The sequence below is a fragment of the Aquirufa rosea genome, from assembly GCF_004118285.1.
Lineage (GTDB): Bacteria > Bacteroidota > Bacteroidia > Cytophagales > Spirosomataceae > Aquirufa > Aquirufa rosea.
In genome coordinates this window covers 60,497-81,836 of sequence record NZ_SDHY01000007.1, presented here as the reverse complement: position 1 = coordinate 81,836, position 21,340 = coordinate 60,497, and the positions used below count along the sequence as shown (strand labels likewise).

At 40.4% G+C, this 21,340-nt stretch carries 17 protein-coding genes and 1 tRNA gene; 9 read left to right on the top strand and 9 right to left on the bottom strand.

Annotated features, from left to right (window positions below):
• Positions 1-36 precede the first annotated feature (36 nt).
• The 3 genes from ESB04_RS11070 to ESB04_RS11060 are packed head-to-tail and all read right to left on the bottom strand — an operon-like array spanning position 37 to position 3,475.
• Entirely contained in the window at positions 37-795 is a 759-nt protein-coding gene (locus ESB04_RS11070) for a succinate dehydrogenase/fumarate reductase iron-sulfur subunit (protein WP_129027814.1), read from the bottom strand.
• Between the two features lie 9 nt (positions 796-804).
• The gene (locus ESB04_RS11065) at positions 805-2,784 is read right to left on the bottom strand and encodes a fumarate reductase/succinate dehydrogenase flavoprotein subunit (protein ID WP_129027813.1); all 1,980 of its coding nucleotides are present in this window, start codon (positions 2,782-2,784) and stop codon (positions 805-807) included.
• A gap of 22 nt (positions 2,785-2,806) precedes the next feature.
• Complete coding sequence (locus ESB04_RS11060) at positions 2,807-3,475, bottom strand: succinate dehydrogenase cytochrome b subunit (protein WP_129027812.1); 669 nt, start codon at positions 3,473-3,475, stop codon at positions 2,807-2,809.
• Between the two features lie 174 nt (positions 3,476-3,649).
• On the opposite strand from ESB04_RS11060, the gene ESB04_RS11055 reads away from it, so the two are divergent.
• Both ESB04_RS11055 and ESB04_RS11050 read left to right on the top strand, forming a co-directional pair.
• The gene (locus tag ESB04_RS11055; RefSeq protein ID WP_129027811.1) at positions 3,650-6,490 is read left to right on the top strand and encodes a T9SS type B sorting domain-containing protein; all 2,841 of its coding nucleotides are present in this window, start codon (positions 3,650-3,652) and stop codon (positions 6,488-6,490) included.
• A complete protein-coding gene (locus ESB04_RS11050; RefSeq protein ID WP_129027810.1) occupies positions 6,490-6,849 on the top strand; it encodes a thiol-disulfide oxidoreductase DCC family protein in 360 nt (119 codons plus the stop codon). The genes ESB04_RS11055 and ESB04_RS11050 overlap by 1 nt, the downstream gene beginning before the upstream one ends.
• Here ESB04_RS11050 and ESB04_RS11045 read toward each other — a convergent pair.
• Complete coding sequence (locus ESB04_RS11045; protein WP_129027809.1) at positions 6,846-7,943, bottom strand: SGNH/GDSL hydrolase family protein; 1,098 nt, start codon at positions 7,941-7,943, stop codon at positions 6,846-6,848. The genes ESB04_RS11050 and ESB04_RS11045 overlap by 4 nt on opposite strands.
• A 99-nt stretch (positions 7,944-8,042) precedes the next feature.
• On the opposite strand from ESB04_RS11045, the gene fabD reads away from it, so the two are divergent.
• From fabD to ESB04_RS11020, 5 genes are all read left to right on the top strand, one after another.
• Positions 8,043-8,924 (top strand): ACP S-malonyltransferase, encoded by an 882-nt coding sequence (fabD, locus tag ESB04_RS11040; protein ID WP_129027808.1) that lies wholly within the window; start codon positions 8,043-8,045, stop codon positions 8,922-8,924.
• 133 nt (positions 8,925-9,057) lie between these two features.
• Positions 9,058-9,131 (top strand) — tRNA-Gln (locus ESB04_RS11035).
• 75 nt (positions 9,132-9,206) lie between these two features.
• On the top strand, positions 9,207-9,746 hold the full coding sequence (locus ESB04_RS11030) for a tetratricopeptide repeat protein (protein WP_129027807.1): 540 nt from the start codon (positions 9,207-9,209) through the stop codon (positions 9,744-9,746).
• A 141-nt stretch (positions 9,747-9,887) separates the two neighbouring features.
• Positions 9,888-11,051, top strand: a complete 1,164-nt coding sequence (locus ESB04_RS11025; protein WP_129027806.1) for a hypothetical protein — start codon at positions 9,888-9,890, stop codon at positions 11,049-11,051.
• A gap of 110 nt (positions 11,052-11,161) precedes the next feature.
• Entirely contained in the window at positions 11,162-13,339 is a 2,178-nt protein-coding gene (locus ESB04_RS11020; protein ID WP_129027805.1) for a sialate O-acetylesterase, read from the top strand.
• Here ESB04_RS11020 and ESB04_RS12665 read toward each other — a convergent pair.
• The 4 genes from ESB04_RS12665 to ESB04_RS11000 form a co-directional block, all read right to left on the bottom strand.
• Positions 13,336-14,196, bottom strand: a complete 861-nt coding sequence (locus ESB04_RS12665; RefSeq protein ID WP_394343744.1) for a TonB-dependent receptor plug domain-containing protein — start codon at positions 14,194-14,196, stop codon at positions 13,336-13,338. The genes ESB04_RS11020 and ESB04_RS12665 overlap by 4 nt on opposite strands.
• 4 nt (positions 14,197-14,200) lie before the next feature.
• Positions 14,201-15,484, bottom strand: coding sequence for an AGE family epimerase/isomerase (locus ESB04_RS11010; RefSeq protein ID WP_129027804.1), 1,284 nt, complete (start codon positions 15,482-15,484; stop codon positions 14,201-14,203).
• Between the two features lie 2 nt (positions 15,485-15,486).
• Positions 15,487-16,476: a bifunctional heptose 7-phosphate kinase/heptose 1-phosphate adenyltransferase gene (locus ESB04_RS11005; protein ID WP_129027803.1), complete on the bottom strand. Its 990-nt coding sequence runs from the start codon at positions 16,474-16,476 to the stop codon at positions 15,487-15,489.
• A 194-nt stretch (positions 16,477-16,670) separates the two neighbouring features.
• Positions 16,671-17,126, bottom strand: a complete 456-nt coding sequence (locus ESB04_RS11000) for a DUF1801 domain-containing protein (RefSeq protein ID WP_129027802.1) — start codon at positions 17,124-17,126, stop codon at positions 16,671-16,673.
• 119 nt (positions 17,127-17,245) lie between these two features.
• Between ESB04_RS11000 and glmM the strand changes: the two genes are divergently transcribed.
• Together glmM and ESB04_RS10990 are read left to right on the top strand one after the other, a co-directional pair.
• Entirely contained in the window at positions 17,246-18,634 is a 1,389-nt protein-coding gene (gene glmM, locus ESB04_RS10995; protein ID WP_129027801.1) for a phosphoglucosamine mutase, read from the top strand.
• Between the two features lie 5 nt (positions 18,635-18,639).
• On the top strand, positions 18,640-19,791 hold the full coding sequence (locus ESB04_RS10990) for a cysteine desulfurase family protein (protein WP_129027800.1): 1,152 nt from the start codon (positions 18,640-18,642) through the stop codon (positions 19,789-19,791).
• Here ESB04_RS10990 and proS read toward each other — a convergent pair.
• A complete protein-coding gene (gene proS, locus ESB04_RS10985) occupies positions 19,788-21,260 on the bottom strand; it encodes a proline--tRNA ligase (RefSeq protein ID WP_129027799.1) in 1,473 nt (490 codons plus the stop codon). The two genes, ESB04_RS10990 and proS, sit on opposite strands and share 4 nt — an antisense overlap.
• Positions 21,261-21,340: the final 80 nt, after the last annotated feature.

Sequence of the window (21,340 nt, the reverse complement as noted above, 5' to 3'; positions counted from 1 at the left end):
CCCCTTGAATTCAAGGGGCTTGGGTTAAGTTCAATATTATTTTGACGTAAATACCGCAGAGAAATATTCCCGGTTCATACGTGCAATATTCTCCAAAGAAATACCTTTTGGACATTCTGCTTCACAAGCACCCGTATTGGAGCAAGCTCCAAATCCTTCTTCATCCATTTGTGCTACCATAGCTTCAGCACGTTTGGCACGTTCAGCTTGTCCTTGAGGTAATAAGGCCAATTGCGAGATTTTAGCCGAAGTAAATAACATGGCAGATGCATTTTTACAGGCAGCTACGCAGGCACCACAACCAATACATGCAGCAGCAGCAAAGGCATCATCAGCATGATCTTTCGGAATAGGTAAGCTATTAGCATCTTGAGCATTTCCTGTATTCACGGAGATAAATCCACCGGCAGCAATGATACGATCAAAAGCCGAGCGATTGACCACTAAATCTTTGATAACAGGGAAAGCTTCTGCTCTCCATGGCTCGATGGTGATGGTTTGACCATCCTGGAAGCTACGCATGTGCAATTGACAAGTAGTAACTCCTTTATTAGGCCCATGCGGGCGACCATTGATGTACATGGAGCACATACCACAAATACCTTCGCGGCAGTCGTGATCGAATGCTACAGGATCATCCCCTTCTTCGATAAGACGGTTATTGAGCACGTCAATCATTTCCAAAAAGGACATATCCTCCGAAATACCGCTTACTTGGTATGTTTCGAACTTACCCGCAGTTTGAGCATTTTTTTGTCTCCAGATTTTTAGCGTCAGGTTTAAATTTCCTTCCATGTTATCGAATTATTTATAGGATCTTTGAGCAATTTTAATGTTTTCGAATTTCAACTCTTCTTTGTGTAATTCGAATTTTGATTCACTAAGGTATTCCCAAGCGGCTACATATGCGAAATTTTCATCATCACGTAGTGCTTCTCCGTCCTCAGTTTGGTATTCTTCACGGAAGTGACCTCCGCAACTTTCATTTCTTTCCAAGGCGTCTTTACACATCAATTCACCTAATTCCAAGAAGTCGGCCACACGACCTGCCTTCTCTAATTCTGGATTTAAGTTGTTGGCTTCACCTGGGATACGAACATCACTCCAGAACTCTTTACGCAGTTCTTGGATTTCAGCAATCGCCATTTTGAGGCCTTCCTCATTACGAGCCATACCGCATTTATTCCACATAATTAGACCTAGTTTTTTGTGGAAATAATCCACAGACTTCGTTCCTTTTATGCTCATAAGTTTGTCAATCTGCTCTTGTACGGCTTTCTCTGCATTCACAAAGGCCTCACTGTCAGTAGACAAAGCTGGTGTTCTGATTTCAGAAGCTAAGTAAGCACCGATCGTGTAAGGAATAACAAAATAACCATCTGCTAAGCCTTGCATCAAGGCAGAAGCACCTAAACGGTTAGCTCCGTGATCTGAGAAGTTAGCCTCTCCTAAAGCATATAAGCCAGGAACGGTTGTCATTAAGTTGTAATCCACCCAAAGTCCACCCATGGTATAGTGGACTGCAGGGTAAATACGCATAGGCTGCTCATAAGGATCTTCTCCAGTGATTTGCTTATACATATCAAATAGGTTACCATACTTCTCTTTTACAACTTCTTTTCCCAAGGCTTGAATTTCTTCATCACTTACCTGGTGTAAATTTCTTTTATTGGCTTCGGCTTTACCATAACGAATAATAGCGGCAGCGAAATCTAAATAAACAGCCATTTTTGAAGCACCTACTCCATATCCAGCATCGCAACGCTCTTTGGCAGCACGAGAAGCGATATCACGTGGAACCAAGTTGCCGAATGCAGGATAACGACGCTCTAAGTAGTAGTCACGCTCATCTTCTGGAATCTCATTCGCTTTGCGAGGATCATCTTTCTTTTTGGGAACCCAAATACGTCCGTCGTTACGTAAGGACTCCGACATCAAGGTTAATTTCGATTGGTGATCACCGGAAACAGGGATACAAGTTGGGTGAATTTGTGTGTAACAAGGATTAGCGAAAAACGCTCCTTTTTTGTGTGCTTTCCAAGCCGCTGTTACGTTAGAGCCCATGGCGTTGGTAGATAAGTAGAATACGTTTCCGTAACCACCTGTACATAACAACACGGCATGTCCGAAGTGACGCTCTAATTCACCCGAAACCAAGTTACGAGCAATGATACCGCGGGCTTTTCCATCTACTACTACCACATCTAGCATTTCGTGGCGAGCGTACAATTGTACATTTCCCATGCCCACTTGACGTTGCAAAGCAGAATAAGCACCTAATAATAATTGTTGTCCCGTTTGTCCGGCTGCATAAAAGGTACGCTGTACTTGCGTTCCACCAAAGGAACGGTTGGAAAGTAATCCACCGTATTCACGAGCGAATGGTACACCTTGCGCTACACATTGGTCAATGATATTACCAGATACCTCTGCTAAGCGGTGAACGTTGGCCTCGCGAGCACGGTAGTCACCTCCTTTGATGGTATCATAAAATAAGCGGAAAATAGAGTCACCATCATTTTGATAGTTCTTCGCGGCATTAATACCTCCTTGAGCTGCAATCGAGTGCGCACGACGAGGGGAATCTTGAAAACAGAAAACTTTTACTTTATATCCTAACTCAGCCAAAGAGGCGGCTGCAGAAGCACCTGCTAATCCTGACCCTACGATGACTACTTCCAAATTACGTTTGTTGGCAGGATTTACTAAGGAAACACTGGAACGATATTTGGTCCATTTTTCGGCTAAAGAACCTTCTGGAATTTTTGCGTCTAATTTTGTCATAACAATCGTATCGGCTGAGGTATTAATGAATCAAATTTAAATGGAAGGCAATGGGCATAGCGGCAAAAATAATCGAAATGATGATTGAGTAGGCTGCACCAATGCACTTAATGGTTGGGGTATATTTAGGATGATTCCAACCTAAGGTTTGGAATGCACTCTGAAATCCATGTAATAAGTGGTAGGCTAAAGAGATACAACCTAAGACGTAAATGACTACTACCACAGGGCTTGCAAAAATGGCTTGCATTTCATGGAATAAAGTATGCTCTTCTGTTAAGTTGTCTGTTAAACGAGAGAAATACCAAAAATGCTTCAGGTGTATGATGATAAATAATAAAAGTAAAGTTCCTAAGAGTCCCATAGAACGAGAATACCACTTACTATTGGCAGCCCCATCTACTACAGCATAAGCTACAGGGCGTTTCTTTTTGTTGTCTATCCATAAACGTAAACCGTCTAAAATATGGAGCAATAAACCTCCAAATAAAACGATTTCCATGGTACGAATAAAGGGATTCTTAGCCATGAACTCGGCTCCTTTGTTAAAAGTTTCGCCACCGTCATTGAAAAATACCGTTGCATTTAATCCGCAGTGAACTACCAAGAAACTGACCAAAAATAGGCCGGTAATAGCCATTAGGAGCTTTTTTCCCAGAGATGAATTTAGTGATTTTGATAACCAAGCCATAAATAAAATTTATTTTGATTTAATTAAATAGTCGCTCATATTTAACCACAAGTGAAAATTTAGGACATAAAACTACAATTGATTCGTGGGTCTTTCAAATATTCGATTAAAAAAACCTTTTTTTTTATTTTTTTCGAATTGCTTAATTAACTTTCCATATTACAAATATGTTTTATGTCCGCTAAAAATTATTCTAAATACTTTCTTGCCTTTTTGCTTAGTTTTTTAGGAGTGGTTTTTCAAGCTCATTCGACCCACTTAAAGGGGGGAGAAATTACCGTGAAGCGGATTTCCAATGTCAGTCTTACCTATGAATTTACCTTAACCACTTATACTGAGGACAATCGAGCTAATCAAGATCAGACGGATGTGAATTTTTGTTTTGGTGATGGTTCAGGAATTTTTAAAGCCAAGCGTCTTTTGCCTATTGTCAACTTGGGTAATGGAACCTTGAAAAACACCTATAAAATTGAATATACCTATCCTGCCCCTGCTTTATTTTACAAAGTATCGGTGGCTATTCCCAATAGAAATGATGGGGTTAGAAATATTACACGTTCCGTAGAGGTTCCTTTTTATGTGGAAACCATCTTTTCCATTAACTCGGGTTTAGGCCAAAATTCCACCCCTTTATTGTTGAATCCAGCGGTAGATTTAACGGCTGTCGTGGGGCAGCCTTTTATTCACAATCCGAATGCCGTAGATGCGGAAGGAGATAGTTTGGCTTATCGTTTAACCGTATCTCGTTACGGAGATTATGAAACCTGTAATCCCAATAGTCGAGGAATTACCGCACCTAATTTTAGACAACCGAATGAGGTTTCTACCACGGCATCTTCCTTCACCATCAATTCCTTAAATGGAGATTTGATTTGGGATTCTCCGCAGGAATTGGGACTGTACAATTGTGCCTTTATTGTAGAAGAATGGAGAAATGGTGTCAAGATTTCGGAGACGGTGCGTGATATGCAAATTGAAGTAAAGGATTTGGATAATAAAGGCCCTAAAATAAATGTGCCAGCCGACGTATGCGTGCAAGCCGGAGCCTTGATTCGGGAGACGATCACGGCCACCGATGCGCCTTCCAAGACGGGTAGATTAGATCCTGTAACCATCACCAGTTTGGGTAATGTGTACCCAATAGATACCACATATGCGGTTAAACAGCCTTTTGCTACTTTTATATCAAGTCCAAGGCAAACGGGCACTGCCACAGGTACCTTTACTTGGCAAACAGCCTGTCAGCATATTCGAAAGGAAACCTACGACATATTCTTTAAAGCAGAAGACAATCCTCCGATCACTGTAGGAGGAGGGGTGAAATTGGTCGATAGTAAAATATGGAAGATTAAAATCATTGCTCCTTCCATTAAAAATCTGGTGGCCAGAATTCAGCCTACCAAAGGTTCCGCCTTATTGACCTGGAGCCCTTATGCCTGTTCATTGCCAGGGGCTAAAATCATCGTTTTTCGTAAACAAGCAGCCTGTGCACCTGTCGTGAATAAATCTTGTGAAACGGGTATGCAATTGCCTGGATTTACGGAAATTGCTCGTTTAAATGCCAGTGAGGTACAGTATGAGGATACCAATAAAGGCGCGGGTCTCATGAAGAATGCTAATTATATTTATGTTTTGGTGGTGGTGTTCACGAACTCCAGCGGACAAACGGATTACAGTCCCATGTCTAATTCTAGTTGTGCCTTCATTCCATCATCCGCCCCATTAATGACTAATGTCTCCATTCAAAAAACAGATGCCGTTGGTGGCGAAATATTAGTTCGTTGGACACGTCCATTGAATCTTGATACGAGTTTGTATAAGGGGCCATATCAATACCAAGTAATGCGGGCAGAGGGGAATGGCTCCACCAATTTTGTGGCAGTCGGAAATCCAATTCCTGCCTCTGTAATAGTTGCAAGAAATGACACATCTTATGTAGATAAAGGTATTGCAACGGATTCAAAAGTGTACCGTTATCGTACTGATTTTTATTATACCGTAAATGGTCAATTCAGGTTGTTGGATTCACCTAGTCCTGCCGCTCAAGTACAGTTATTTGCGCAGCCTACCGTGAGGGCTAACCGCTTGGCTTGGTCAGCGGATGTACCTTGGTTAAATGATTTTCAGGTACATCGGGTGTATCGAGAGACTTCTCGTGGATCGGGTAAGTTTAACCAGATTTCAGAAGTCTCTGTAGGTGGGCCTACTACCTATACTTTTACGGATCAAGGAACCGATTTCTTCACCAGAGATGGAAAGTTTGATGTCACCCTTTCTCCAGATTCTACCTATTGTTATTATGTTGAAACCTTAGGCTCTTACGGAGAGGGTTTCCCAGCAATGACCTTAATAAATGCGTCTAAGATCGTCTGCTTGAAACCACAATCGGATGTGAATCCTTGTGCACCCAAACTAACTTTATCTGCACCGGATTGTGCGGCTTTGGATGGCTCTTTGAACTGTAATTTTACCAGCTTCACTAATCAATTAACTTGGCAGCCCACTTTAACGGGAACTTGTGATCAGAGTATTGCTTCTTACCGAATTTACTATGCGGCAAGTCCCGCGGGTCCATTTACTCGAATTGCGGAGGTGAATGATTTAAAGTATATGCATCAAAAAAGGGATTCATTTATTGGTAGCTATTATGTCACGGCAGTTAGTCAGTTAGGTAAAGAAAGTCCGAAGAGCGAAACGCTGAACCAGGACAATTGCCCTTCTTTTGAATTACCCAACCTGTTCAGTCCTAATGGGGATTTAAAGAATGATGTTTGGTTGCCGCTGCGATGCCCTCGCTTTGTGAAAACTGTAGTATGTAAGATAGTGGATCGTTATGGTCAACTGGTATATGAATATAATGGCACAGGGGCAGATTTTGGCTGGAATGGCAAGGATGCTTCCGGAAAAGACATGGCCGTGGGAACTTATTTTTATACAGTGGATGTTAGTTTCGATGTGAATGATCCAAGTTTGAAAACTAAAAGTTTAAAGGGTTGGGTTGAATTAGTTCGCTAATGAAGACAGCTGTTTTTATTGATGGGAATTGCCGATTTTGTCGTTTTTGCGCCAAAATTTTAGCAGGTATGTGTGGCGAAAAGATACAGATTGATTTTCAAGGTTCCCCACATTTTCTGGATAGTATAGAAAAACATCCTCATGCAAATTGGGTGGTCGATAGTATCAAAGTGCTTTGGAATGATCAGGTATTTATCAAATCCCGAGCCATTGAAATATTGGTGCACCTGGCACCTTGGTATTATCAAGGCTTGCGTATATTCTTTTTTTTGCCCTATGCTTTCCTAGACAGAGCCTATGATTTTGTCGCTAAAAATCGATTGATTTGGGGGAGTTCGGTCGATGCCTGTGAGCTTTAGCGACTTCGCAATACGGGATTCATTTGAGTGAATAATTTGGGTTCAAATATAATATCCCATTTTCTAGCTGCTTCCTCTAAGCCTGCATAGTTAAAATGGGTTCCATCCCAACGAAATCCTGGCCCTACCACCGTTTGCAAATTAGCTCCCTCATAGACATAAGGTAATATTTTAATGATGATGTTTTGGGCCTCTTGTACGTGTTGATCCTCTACTTTGTTGAGTCCTCTATTACTTCTGGCAACCACAAAACTCAAATCTTTACTCTTGAGAAGTTCACGGGTAAACTTCATGTAGGCATCTGTATAAGTGACGATATTGTCGATGGATAGTGTGACATCGTTTTCACCATGAAGTACCAATACGGCTCTTAAACCACTTTTAGGCACATCATTCAAAATTCTATTTTCGAAGAAGGAATAAGGATATCTCTTTTTCCAATCAAATAAACCACTCGTAAATTCTAATCCCAGGGCAGATTTACCCCATTGTTCTGAAGTAGACCCACCGATTCCCGTGCTGTAAATTCTGATGGGAACTAAATATCTATTCTTTAACATATTGGCGAGTCTTCCCCAGAAACCTACCACATTACTATCGGAGTATTTGACGATTTCGCACCACTCTTTGTCATAATCTGTCAATTCATAGGGGGCTTGTCCCTCGGCCAATGAATGCCCAATAACCGCAAATACTTCTCCTACTTTAAATGGTGTTTTACTCAAAACGGTATCAGTCAAAACCTTCGTGTCTTGTAATAATTTGACCTCGGGATAATATCCTCCTCCTTGTAAAATAAACTCTCCTTTGAAGTTAGAACCCTCCTTGCTAAGGGTGAGCCAATCGGTCTCTTTCCCACCCATCACATTCTTAAACTTCACTTGGGCAGAACTAAAGTTTTGACTGCTCTTTCCCACCAGCACTATTTTGCCCTGATTACTTAAATCTCTCTGCACAAAAGTTCGGCTATTGGCCTCGTCGATTTGTACTATACCCTGGGAGCTCACTGCGGGAACGGCTTCTTCTGTTTTACAGGACGAAAAAGCAGCTAGGCTTGCGATAATACAGAGGAAAGTATTGAACCGAGATAACATATTAATTAGATATTGAAGGTTTCAGATAGCCAGAAGATTAATTTATCTTTGTCAAAGATTGTTAATCTTACATCAAAAATATAATAAAACACAAAAAAAATGAAGGCATATGTATTTCCCGGTCAAGGATCTCAGTTCCCAGGTATGGCCAAAGATTTATATGAGAACTTTACAGCAGCGAAAGAAATCGTAAATGAGGCGGATCAAATATTGGGTTTTAGCTTGTCCAAGGTCATGTTTGAAGGAACCGAAGAGGATTTGAAGCAAACCAAAGTGACTCAGCCGGCTATTTATTTACATTCCGTGCTGGTGGCTAAGCTGGGAAAAGATTTTGCACCCGACATGGTGGCAGGTCATTCGCTCGGGGAATTTTCTGCCTTAGTAGCGGCAGGGGCATTGTCGTGGCAAGATGGATTACGTCTAGTTTATCAAAGGGCTTTAGCGATGCAAAAAGCCTGTGAATTGGTGCCTAGCACCATGGCAGCTGTTTTGGGTTTAGCTGATGCTGATATAGAAAGAATTTGTGGAGAAACAAACGGTGAAGTAGTTGCTGCTAACTATAATTGTCCAGGTCAAGTGGTTATTTCTGGAAGTGTAGCAGGTATCGAAAAAGTGGCGGAATTATTAAAAGCTGCTGGTGCTAAACGGGTATTGACCTTACCTGTAGGAGGAGCTTTTCATTCTCCTTTTATGGAGCCAGCTCGCGTGGAGTTGGCGGCAGCAATTGAAGCCACGACCATAGAGCGACCAATTTGCCCGATATTTCAAAATGTGACAGCCAAAGCTTCGCAAGATCCTGCCGAGATTAAACAAAATTTAATAGCTCAATTGACAGGAGCGGTTCGTTGGACGCAATCAGTGGAGGCAATGGTCGCTGCAGGAGCCACCGAATTTATTGAGTGCGGTCCTGGTAAGGTTTTACAAGGTTTAGTGAAGAAAATCAGTGCGGATGTACAAGTAGCCTCCATGGAACTAGCCTAATAGCTTTGTCAAGTACAAATTAATTGCTTGATCTAGAGTATTCAAGCTGATTTCATATGAAATAATTCAATTTTTTTTGAAGCACATTTGATAATTCGCTTGGGAGCACTTATTTTTGCATTCGATTTGGAATTGACCTATGGTGTAATGGTAACACATCTGATTTTGGTTCAGTCGTTCTAGGTTCGAATCCTAGTAGGTCAACCACCTTTTCCCTCACTGATTTTTCGGTGGGGGATTTTTTTTGTGAAGGAATAAACGAAAGAAAAAAAAGAATTTGTCATGAGTTATTTCCTAATTACATATACCTACATGCACCATTTCTGGAAATGCTTCATGGTGCTTTGTTTGATGGTGTTTAGTTCTTGTTCGAGTTACGTACATTATCAAAGTGGTATTACAAAATTTTCTAAAAACGATTATATAGGCGCTAATGAAGATTTTAGCGAGGCTTTGAATAAGGAAAAGCGCAATGATGAAATCTATTTTGCTCGAGCAGCTAGTCGGGGTTTAGCAGGTTATTATTCTTTGGCTATTGCTGATATGAATAAAGCCATCAACTTGAATGAAACTCGAGCGGATTATTATTTCTATCGAGCCTATTTCAAATCTCAATTAGCTTATCACAAAAGTGCTATCAAGGATTATTCCATTAGCCTTAGCAAAGCCCCTGAATACGTGGAGGTTTACAAGCATCGTGCCAACTCTTTTATTGCTATCGGCGATTTGACAGAGGCCTGCCTTGACTTGGAAGAAGCTGTAGCTGCAGGTGATACCTCGGCGAGGAGTATTCGAGCCAAATATTGCTATAATATTAAGTAATTTGACACATTGGGAATCTTCCATGTTTCTGAATAGTGTCATTTTCCATATTCTTTTTTTAAAACAATTATCTTTAAAATTTAATGATCTTGGATAAAGATTCTGTTTAACATTTCTTAGTTTTAGGCACTTTTAAAAAATATGATTCCCAATATTCCTCATTTAATTCGTCAGTTGAATGATTTAATTGCTAGGTTGACGCACAATCAAAAAGGTGTAATTGTTGTTTGTTTTGCTCTGTTTATTGGATTTTCCATATTGTATTTTCCTCAGGTATTTCAAAAGAAAATACATACCTCATGGACTAATAATGAGCGTTTTATGATTGATTTTGTGAATCGTAAAATTGAACACCCATTTACACCCATTATTATACAAAATTCCCGAGAGCATTATGCTAAAAGAGAAGTTAGGATTGCACCCTATGTGATAGGAAAAGTTTTTCATCTAAATGCCATTCGACTCTTTTATTTACAAGTATTTTTGTTGCCATTTTTCTTAGTTATGTTTTTTAATTTGGTTAAAAAATTATCTAACGGAGATTCTCCTCTCGCCTTTTGGGCAACAGTCTGTATATTATTCACTTATGTGGGTCATTCATTTGTTTATGATACGCTCTTTTATGATTCTTTTGCATATGTGTTTTTATTGATTGCTTGTTTGTATTATGACCGTAAATGGTCTATAATTCCCTTAGTATTTGCATTTTTTGTAGATGAACGAAGTCTATTTCCCGCATTAATTTTTCCATTATTATACCTATTTAAATCTGAATTATATTCTGGTAATGTACGTAGTATATTAAATGACTTTTTATGGAAAAATAAGTCTACACATTCTTTACTATTGAGTTATTCCCTTTACATCATCATACGATATTATTTGTACAAGCAATTTCAATTGGAAACTCCAGTTGGTCAGCAAGCGGCAGTTCAAATCGGCTTTGCATTTTTGCACGGCTACAAACTTCCTTATGCTCTTTTTTCTGCTTTAAAATGGGCGAATTTATTGCTATTACTTACTTTGATTTATTTAGTAAAGAAAAAGATGTGGACGGTGGCTCTATATTACTTCGGAATATTTTTGGCTTGTTTTTTAGTTGCTACAGCAGTGGATGATGTAACTAGAAGTTTGACATATTGCTTTCCACTTGTATTCTTGTTTTTTCAAATTATCCAATATTCGAAAGAGCAAGTTATGGCAGTTTACCTTCTGGGCTTAATTTTTTTAGCAAACTTCTTGACACCAACTTACACCTTACTTATGCATTTGTTACGTATATCGCCTCTTGATTGGTTATTTTAAGTTTTTTAAAGATCTAATCTTCAAGTCTTAATTAAATTATTTCCCAGAGCCAACCCAATTTATTAATTTAATATTTTATTTCTTAGTTATCATCCGTCAAAACACCACCTATGAAATACTTGCTTTTGTGTTTTTCAGTGTTTGTATCTATACTGGTAAATGGTCAAGTATCCCTTGTATATCCACACAACAGACAGGTTTTCCAACGAGATGCCAATAATCAAGCGCTTATTTCTGTGTTGGGCAATTGTCCTCAAAATGTAAGTTTGGTAAAGTATAGATTAGAGCCTGTAAAAGCAGGGCAAGGTACCTTGATTGATTGGACTAATATGCCATTCAAGCCTGTTTCGGGGTTTTTTCAAGATAAAATCGTGGCTAAGGGAGGGTGGTATACTTTAAAAATTCGGACTTATCAAGGCACCAAGCTGGTTGATTCTACCCAATTGGACCGAGTAGGAGTAGGTGAAAATTTTATTATTTCAGGTCAATCCAATGCACAGGGAGGCAATAAACGCAGGGAGGTGGAGAGTTCATCCAAGGATGATCGAGTGAATGTTGCCAATATTTACAATTACTTCAAAGACTATAATAATTCTCCTAATTATCGCTATTTGGGACGATTAAATACGGATTTTACCTTTACGGATTTCAAACATTTGGATTCTTTGTCAACGATTGGCCCGATGGGGATTTCCAATTATTATTGGGCAAGATTGGGTGATCGATTGGCTGAAACCTACAATGTTCCCATCTGTTTTATCAATACAGCCTGGTTAGCCACCGTGATGCGAAATTGGTATGAGTCATCCCTACCAGATGCGAAACCATCCGCCAACCCATTTGACCCAACGATTTTCTTCGATGCGGGATTTCCATTCAAAAATCTGAAAAGGGCTGTTGAGCTATTTGGAAAGAAAAATGGAGTGAGGGCCATTCTTTGGCATCAAGGAGAGACGGATTCTTTTGGTTATCGATTTGACTCCTATGAACTTAGAAATCTGAAAACGGATATTTATCAGCAGAATTTTAAGGATATGATTAAAAACTTGCGAACTCAAACGGGGATTAATGTTCCTTGGTTGGTTTCTCAGGTATCTTACGCTGCGGGTCTGGTGGACGGAGCCTGTACAGTCTCTTACGTGGATGATTTATTACTAAAGAAGCAGGGTGATATGGTAACCGAGGTAAGTGGTATTCCTGAGATTTATTCAGGGCCATATACCGATATTGTAGAAATCCCTAGAAAGATGGATATCTTTTCTGCATGCGTACATTTTTCTCCAGATGCCTATGAGGAGGTTGCTTATTTGTGGTGGGTTAAAATTTCCGAAGCCATTTCCAAAAATGCCAAGGCTATTAGCCCCAAGCCATTACCAAGCTTTTCAGTCATTTGCGATAATTCCAATGCTACAAATTTGACTATTAACACCTCAGATGCTATACGGGTGCTGGAGAATGATTCCTTAATAGTGAGCACTTCTCCGAATGTAAATAAGGCAAAATCGGCTAATTATTCAGTTCGTTTACAAGATGAAGTAGGAAATGAATATTCCGTACCATCGTTTCAATTTAAGACATTAATAAGCCCAGGCGCTCCTACTGTTTTAGTCAAAGGAGATACCTTGTTCTGTCAAGGTGGCTCGGTGGAATTACAGGTGGCCAATCCTGAATTGTCTTATGTGTGGAACACAGGTGCTAAAAGTTCTGTCATTACTGTCAAGGAGAAGGGCTTTTATCAGGTTAAGGGTACAGACTCTTATAATTGTAGTAGTGTCTATTCTATGCCCATTAGCACTCAAGTATTTGATAATCCCGTGGCACCTACGATCAGTCAAGAAAGCCCTTATTTCTTGAAAACATCGGTGCTAAAAGCCTCCGATACGAATTTATTTTGGGAGTACAATCAAAGTCCTTTAAGTGAAAAAGGTACCATCCTTCAGGTAAAGGATTCGGGAATTTATTCTTTGTATGTGAGCAAAAAATACACGCCAGGGCCAACCTGTTTCTCCTCTAAAACTACCTATAACTATTCGTTACCTAGTGAATTGGGGGTAGTCGTTTTTCCTAATCCAGTAGTGAATACTTTATACTTACAAGCTAGAACCACCTTGGCAGGAGCCATGGTGAAAATATACACCATGGATGGTCGCTTAGTGATGGACTCTTTAATTCCACAGGATGGAGCCGGACAACTGAACGTACAGCATCTAGCCGAAGGTTTGTATAAAATTTGGGTGAAAACCAGTGATCAGATTGTCTATGTGAACAATATCTTGGTGAGTCATTAATTAAAATCTCGCTCTAAGAATTTCTTGAGTTTGATTTTATCCTCCGACTTATTGAAATCACCAGCTGCTTTCCCCCAAGTCCAAAGGGTATATGATAATTCCAAATCTCTAGGAAGATCAGTTGTGATACCTGAGCTGACCCCACCTTTCTTGGTTTTGATCAAAACAACCCCATTGGCTCCTCTTACACCATAAATAGCAGTAAGAGATGGGTCTTTTAGTACCTGAACTGATTCTATGTCGTTAGGATTGATGCTATTTAAATTACCTGTTACGGGAACATCATCCACTACATATAAAGGACTATTGGAGTTGATGGAGCCGTATCCACGAATGCGAACCATGGTTGCTCCCCCAGGTGAATTATCATTGCCAACGGTAACTCCAGCCACTTGACCAATCAATTTTTGATTGACACTTGCTGCATTGACATTGGCCAAATTTTTATCAGAGATGACTGCAGGAGCACCATTATCTTTGGATTTTTCTTTGCTAGGTATGCCAGTGAAACTTTTTTGAATAAATTCAATGCCAATGCCTAGTTGACCAGCATTGTTTCTGGATTTCTGAATTTTAATTTGCTGAATTTGTTGGATAGGAATGACGGTCGTGTCATAAAATGGACCTTTGGTGAATACGTCCATCGGATCATATAAAAACACGAACAAACTATCTCTTCGTATACTAAATGTTCGACTAGCCTCCAGTGCTTGACTTTTACCATTCAAAGCACTGGAAGAGGTCGTTTTGCTGAAATACCTATTTAAAATCTGAATAATTTCTTGAGGAGAAGAGGCTGTTTGGCCTGACATGGAAACACTCGCAAAAACAAATAGAGATAAGAATAGGTATTTCATGGCTTTAATTAGAGTTAGCTAAGACCTTAGCTGCTTCGCCTAATTTTTCATAGGACAAAATCATCGATCTTACGTTATGGTAGTTAATTTTCCATGAGTGGGACATATGTCTCCAGATAGGTTCGCCTTCTCTGGTCATCAACGGCCACCACTCACCCGTACTAAAATTAATCATTTTATCGAAAACAAAACGATGTACTTGGCGATAAGCTTTTAAGAAATCTTGATCTTTGGTTAAGAGGTAGGCATCAGCCATACCAATCAGCATTTCAGCCTGTTGCCAAAATTCCTTTTCCTTATCGTAAACCTGTCCATCGTGAGATCCTTCCACAAATACTCCACCAAATTCCCAGTCGATGCCATGCTCCATGGAGTGATAAAAAGCTTTCTTCAAGTTTTCCATGTAATCAGCTACAGGGAATCCACCCACTTTCAAGGCATGCATGAGTAGCCAGCCGAATTCTGAATTGTGCCCATAGGAAGTGTTATCCACCGCTGAGGCTTTTTGTCCACCTTCAGCAAAGCGATCCCATCCCCAAACTATGTCAAATTTGATCTGCGGAGCTACCGTCCAATCTGCCCAGAATTGTGGAACGCCTGTTCCGTAAATCGGGTGCATGATTTTTTGAATTAAAATATCGATGGACTCTTTTAATTTTCTGCGGTGAACTTCTTTACCGCTAGCTTCATATAAAGTAGTAAATGCCTCCATCAAGTGCATGTGCACATCTAGGGTTTTACGGTCTCCACCCGGTGAGCCAGGTCCCATTAATTCCCACTCCTCTGAGAAAAATTCCCAGTAACCACCTAAATTGGTATCTACGGCATATTTCTGCAATAGGTCAAAGGTCTTTTCTGCGTATTCCAATCCAATTGGGTCACCCGTGGCTAAGGTGTATTCGCTTAAACTATAAATCACAAAACTGTGTCCGTATCCAATTTTTTGCTTATTGGTAGGATTGCCTTGGCGGTCCATCATCCAATAAAAGCCTCCATTTTTCTTATCCCACATTTTCTCAAGGAGGTATTTTACTCCATGTTCAGCCATTTCTTTCATGATAGGGCCTCCAAAACCATGGCGATAGGCTTGTGAATAAGTAAAAACGGAACGAGTTTGGGCAATTAGTGACTTTTCGTCGGTACCTGAATCATTTCCAAATTCATCAAAATGGGTTAAATACCCTCCATATTCTTTATCGACAGTTCTTTTGGACCAAAAAGGCAATAAATGCGTTTCGGTATAGTCTTTGATTTCTTTTCTTAGGGCTTCAATTTCTTGAACATTCATGGTTATTTTTGGTTTAGATCTAAAATTTCTTGTGGAGTGGCGGCACCTGTTTCGCCGAGTTTATGGATGGAAATATGGGCACAAAGGGTAGCAAATTCACAGGCTTCCTCTATACTTGCGCCAGCAGCTCTAGCAGCAGAGAATCCTGCCACTACCATATCTCCGGCACCTACTGTGTCGATAGGCCCACGAACAGGGATACCTGGCTGCCAATGGAATTGCGTTTTATCTGCATAAATCAATCCTCTGTCGCCTAGTGTTACCAAGGCTCCTTGCTGACGCTCATTGACCCAGTTTTGTACAATGCCCGGAACGAGTTCATTCTTTTCCAATAGCTTTGGATCGATATTTAGTACGTGGGCCAATTCGGACTCATTGACTTTCAGTAATACATTGTTGGCCCATTTACCAAGGCTTCTTAGGTCGGCTAATCCTGTTTTTTGTTTTTCCTCCATGGCTTTTTGAAGCTTTTCCAAGAGGTTTTGATTCAATAGAGGATAACGAAATTGCTCATTGATGATGACCCAATCGTAAGTGCTTAGTTGCTGGATGAGAGTTTCAACTAAATCTTGACTGGCTTGAACGATATCTTTTTCTTGTGTACCAAAGTCGATCCGATTAAGTTCAACTAGCCCAGCCATGGGTTTGGAGTAGGTAGGAGTGTCCATGCCTGGCGTTTTCCGAAGGTTTTCTGCTTGGATGGCAAGGTTTTGACAGTGATAATCCATGTCTCTGCCAAAGATATCGGAACCGATTAACCCGTAGGCGCAAGTGGGAACTCCTAGGGTGGCTAAATTTTTAGCCACATTTCCTGCGCCACCTAGACTAGTTTGAGGCGCTTGGGCCCAATGAACTTCTTTGTTTGTTTCCACCGAGAAGTCGCCAGTTTGTTCTTTCTTTTGAAAGTAAAAATCAATAGCAAAATCACCAATAACGGCAATTTTCAAGGATTGAATGCGCGTCAGGATGTGCCTTAATATATCGGGGGACATGCGTAATGGGTATAGATTGAATCAATAGGTTTAATATCCTGTAAAGCTAAATAAAAATAGTGAAAAGAGCGGAGGGATTAAATGCTAAATTGTGATAGACTGCTTGAGAGGGACGTCCAGGTCTTTATATTTGATCGCTTTTCGACCTACTTATGCAAGAGTATGTTGAACTAAAGATAATTGTTCAATACTAATTATTTTTTCATTTGGGATTCATAACATTGAATCCAATCCTCCACACTGATTTTACGAACAAGTTCTTCAATTAATGGGTAAGGGATATCATCTAATTTCTTAAAACGAATGCAGCTTTTTCCCATATCTAATCTTGTATTTGTGTATTTGGGATATTCATGTTGAAACCATTGGAGTAAGCTTTCATCGGAATAAAGACCCATGTGGTAAATAGCAATGAAGTTTTTCTGAGAAGCAATACTCAAAAAGGGGAGTGGTTCATTTTTCTTGCAATGGTAACCCGAAGGATAAATGGATAATGGAACTACGTAAGCTATCATTCCATAGCTCATGGTTTCCTCAAATCCTTTGGGTATATTTTCCAATAGGCATTGACGAAGTTTAGCTATCACAATTTGACGCTCTGGGCTTAATTGATTTTGGTACTCATCTGGGTTATTGGCGAAAATGGACATGAGCTTATGAAATTAAAATGTGCTGTCCAATATACGAACTGCTGACCAATTTCAGGTTTCTTTTCTGCTAGCAAATTTGTAATTTCACAAATCCAATTCACCTTTAAAATATTTGCATTTTGGCATTAATTAAATCTATCTCTGGAATTCGTGGTACAATTGGCGGAAAACCTGGAGAGGGGCTTAGTCCAATCGATATAGTGACCTTTGCGGCAGCCTATGGTGCTTGGCTTCGCATGAAAAATCACCCTTCCAATTCCATTGTTTTAGGACGAGATGCTCGTATTTCTGGTGAGATGGTTTCGTCTTTGGTGGCTAATACTTTAGTAGGTTTAGGTTGGGATGTATTGGATATAGGTTTATCGACCACCCCGACTGTCGAACTAGCGGTGCCTTGGAAAAAGGCAGCGGGAGGAATCATCATCACGGCCAGTCATAATCCAGCCCAATGGAACGCACTCAAACTGTTGAACTCAGATGGTGAATTTATATCAGATGCAGATGGAAAAGCGTTGTTGCAGATTGCAGATCAACAAGACTTTCTTTTTGCGGAAGTAGGAAAACTGGGTAAAATTACTCAGGATGATTCCTTTTTGGACCAACATATTCAACATGTGCTAGATCTACCTTGGGTAGATGTTAATGCGATTGTTTCTTCTAAATTTCGAATCTTGGTGGATGCGGTTAATTCCACAGGAGGAATCGTAGTACCTCAATTATTAAAAGCTTTGGGAGCTGCCCATGTGGATGTAATTTTTGGTGAACCAACAGGCCATTTTGCCCACAACCCTGAACCACTTCCAGAAAATCTGACAGAAATGATAGGTCAAATGAAGTCGGGAAAATATGATTTGGGTATCGTAGTGGATCCGGATGTGGACCGATTATGTTTTATCAATGAAGATGGAACTCCTTTTGGAGAAGAATATACCTTAGTAGCGGTGGCAGATTATGTCTTGTCTAAGCAAGTGGGTAATACCGTTTCCAATTTGTCATCTACACGCGCTTTACGTGATGTGACGGAGTCCAAAGGTGGAAAGTATTTTGCAGCAGCTGTGGGTGAAGTCAATGTAGTGAACCAAATGAAGGCACAAAATGCCATTATTGGGGGAGAGGGTAACGGAGGCGTGATTTTCCCGGAGTCACACTATGGTCGTGATGCCTTAGTGGGTATCGGTTTGTTTTTGACGCATTTAGCTAACTCAGGCAAAAAGATTTCTGAATTAAGGGCCTCTTATCCCGCTTATACCATTTCAAAAAATAAGATAGAGCTTTCGGCTAATTTAAATGTGGATTTAATTCTTGAAACCATTGCCAAGGACTATCAGGAATTTCAGGTTAACACGATAGATGGGGTTAAAATTGATTTTCCTGAAGGATGGGTGCATTTGCGGAAATCTAATACTGAACCTATTATTCGGATATATGCGGAAGCTTCCTCGGAAGAACAAGCCAACACTTTTGCTCAACAAATTATCAATGCGATTGAGAAAATCGCGCAGTCTTAAAACTTATGTCTAATTCAGTGACGCCCATCTATTTGGATAATGCGGCAACTACGCCTATTGATCCTGTGGTATGGCAAGAAATGCAGCCCTATTTTGAGAATTTTACGGCCAATCCTTCCTCCATTCACTCTCATGGTCGACAGGCCAAAGTAGCGATTGAAAAAGCCAGAAAAACCATTGCTACCTTGTTGAATGCATCACCTTCAGAGATTTTTTTTACTTCTGGTGGAACTGAGGCAGATAATACGGTGATTCAATCGGCTGTTTTACATGACGGTGTGAAAACGATTATCACGTCTCCTTTGGAGCACCATGCGGTTCTTCATACAGCGGAGGCTTGGCATAAACTAGGGTTGGTAGATTTGAAATTAGTGCAAATTCTTCCCGATGGAAGTATTGATTTAGCCGATCTGGAGCGACTCTTACAGGAGAATCCTTCTGCGCTAGTGAGCTTAATGCATGGTAATAATGAAATTGGTAATTTGTTGGATTTAGAGGCTGCGGGTGCTTTATGCGAAAAGTATGGGGCTGTTTTTCACTCAGATACGGTTCAAACTATGGGACATTATCGCCATGACATGTCGAAACTACCCGTACATTTCATTGTAGGAGCCGCCCATAAATTTCATGGACCCAAAGGTATTGGTTTTTTATATGCCAAATCAGGTTCTAGGTTTCATCCTTTATTGCATGGAGGTGCTCAGGAGCGTAATCAGCGGGGTGGAACGGAAAATGTTTATGGAGCTGTTGGTATAGCCAAGGCCTTATCCATTGCCTATGAGGAAATGGATGCACATGAAGCCTATATCAAAGGTTTGAAATCCTATTTTATTGAAGGATTAAAAAAGGCTTTTCCCAACGTAGAGTTTAATGGGAAGTCTGGAGATGTGGAAAATAGCCTTTATACCGTATTAAATGTTCGATTCCCTCAGGTGGCTGATGGCGATATGTTATTGTTTCAATTGGATATTGAGAAAATTTCAGCCTCAGGTGGCAGTGCTTGTTCTAGTGGTACTTCAGTAGGTTCCCATGTATTGTCAGCCTTAAATCCACAAGCTACGGGTGCGGCTATTCGTTTTTCATTCTCAAAAAACAATACCCAATCGGAGATCGATCGGGTATTGGAAGTATTAAAGAAGTTAATTCCTGCGGCTTAGTAAGCGCGGGCAAAAATAACACGTTGTTTCGATGGATTCCCTGTAAGAATGCACTTTCCTGCTTCTTCTGGGGAATCCAACGGAATGCAGCGAATGGTGGCTTTGGTTAATTCCTTGATTTTTTCTTCTGTTTCTGGACTTCCATCCCAATGAGCCGAAAGGAATCCACCTTCTTCTATTTTCACTAAAAATTCATCCCAAGTATTAACTTCAAAGGTGTTATCTGCTCTAAATGCTAAAGCCTTTTGGTAGATGTTTTGTTGGATGTCATCCAAGGTGTCTACAATAACCTGCTCAATGCCTTCAAACGGCAAACTGGTTTTTACTCGGGTATCTCTACGGGCCAATTCGATCGTTCCGTTTTCAATATCACGATTTCCCATAGCTAGACGAACCGGCACACCTTTTAATTCATATTCAGCAAATTTGAAGCCCGGACTTTGATTATCGGAAGAATCAAATTTAACGGAGATACCTCTCTTCTTCAAATTTGCAACTAAAGGATCGATCTTTGCCTTTATATTGCCTAATTGTTCTTCTCCCTTGTAAATCGGAACAATAACCACCTGAATAGGAGCTAATTTAGGTGGCAATACCAAACCTTGGTCATCCGAATGTGCCATAATCAGCGCCCCCATCAAACGGGTAGAAACACCCCAAGAGGTTCCCCAAACGTATTCTTGTTGGTTAGCCTTATTCAAAAATTTCACATCAAAAGCCTTAGCAAAATTTTGTCCTAAAAAGTGCGAGGTGCCTGCTTGCAAGGCTTTTCCGTCCTGCATCATTGCCTCAATGCAATACGTATCTTCAGCCCCAGCAAAACGCTCGTTGGCAGTTTTTCGGCCCTTGATCACAGGCATAGCCATGTAAGACTCAGCAAATTCGGCATAAATGTTCAACATTTGTTCCGTTTCCTCTACGGCTTCCTCTTTTGTCGCATGAGCTGTATGACCCTCTTGCCAAAGAAACTCCGCGGTGCGTAAAAACAAACGGGTACGCATTTCCCAACGCATCACGTTGGCCCATTGATTCATTAATATGGGTAGGTCGCGATAGGACTGGACCCAGTTTTTATAGGTGGACCAAATGACCGTTTCTGAAGTAGGGCGAATGATTAATTCCTCCTCCAATTTAGCCTCTGGATCTACGATGACTCCATGTCCATTCGGATCGTTTTTTAGTCGGTAGTGTGTAACCACCGCACATTCTTTCGCAAATCCTTCCACATGGGAAGCTTCTTTGGAAAGGAATGATTTGGGTATTAATAGGGGGAAATAAGCATTGACATGGCCTGTTTCTTTGAACATATCATCCAAGGCTCTTTGCATTTTTTCCCAAATGGAATATCCATAAGGTTTGATAATCATACAGCCTCTCACGGCTGAGTTTTCAGCTAGGTCTGCCCGCTTAACTAGCTCATTGTACCACTCGGAATAATTTTCTGCTCTGCTGGGTAAGGATTTACTCATAAAAATAGCTTGTCGCGTAATTAATTAGATATTTATTCGTTTTATTTGTGTTAAATTGTTAAGTCAACGAACATTTAGCG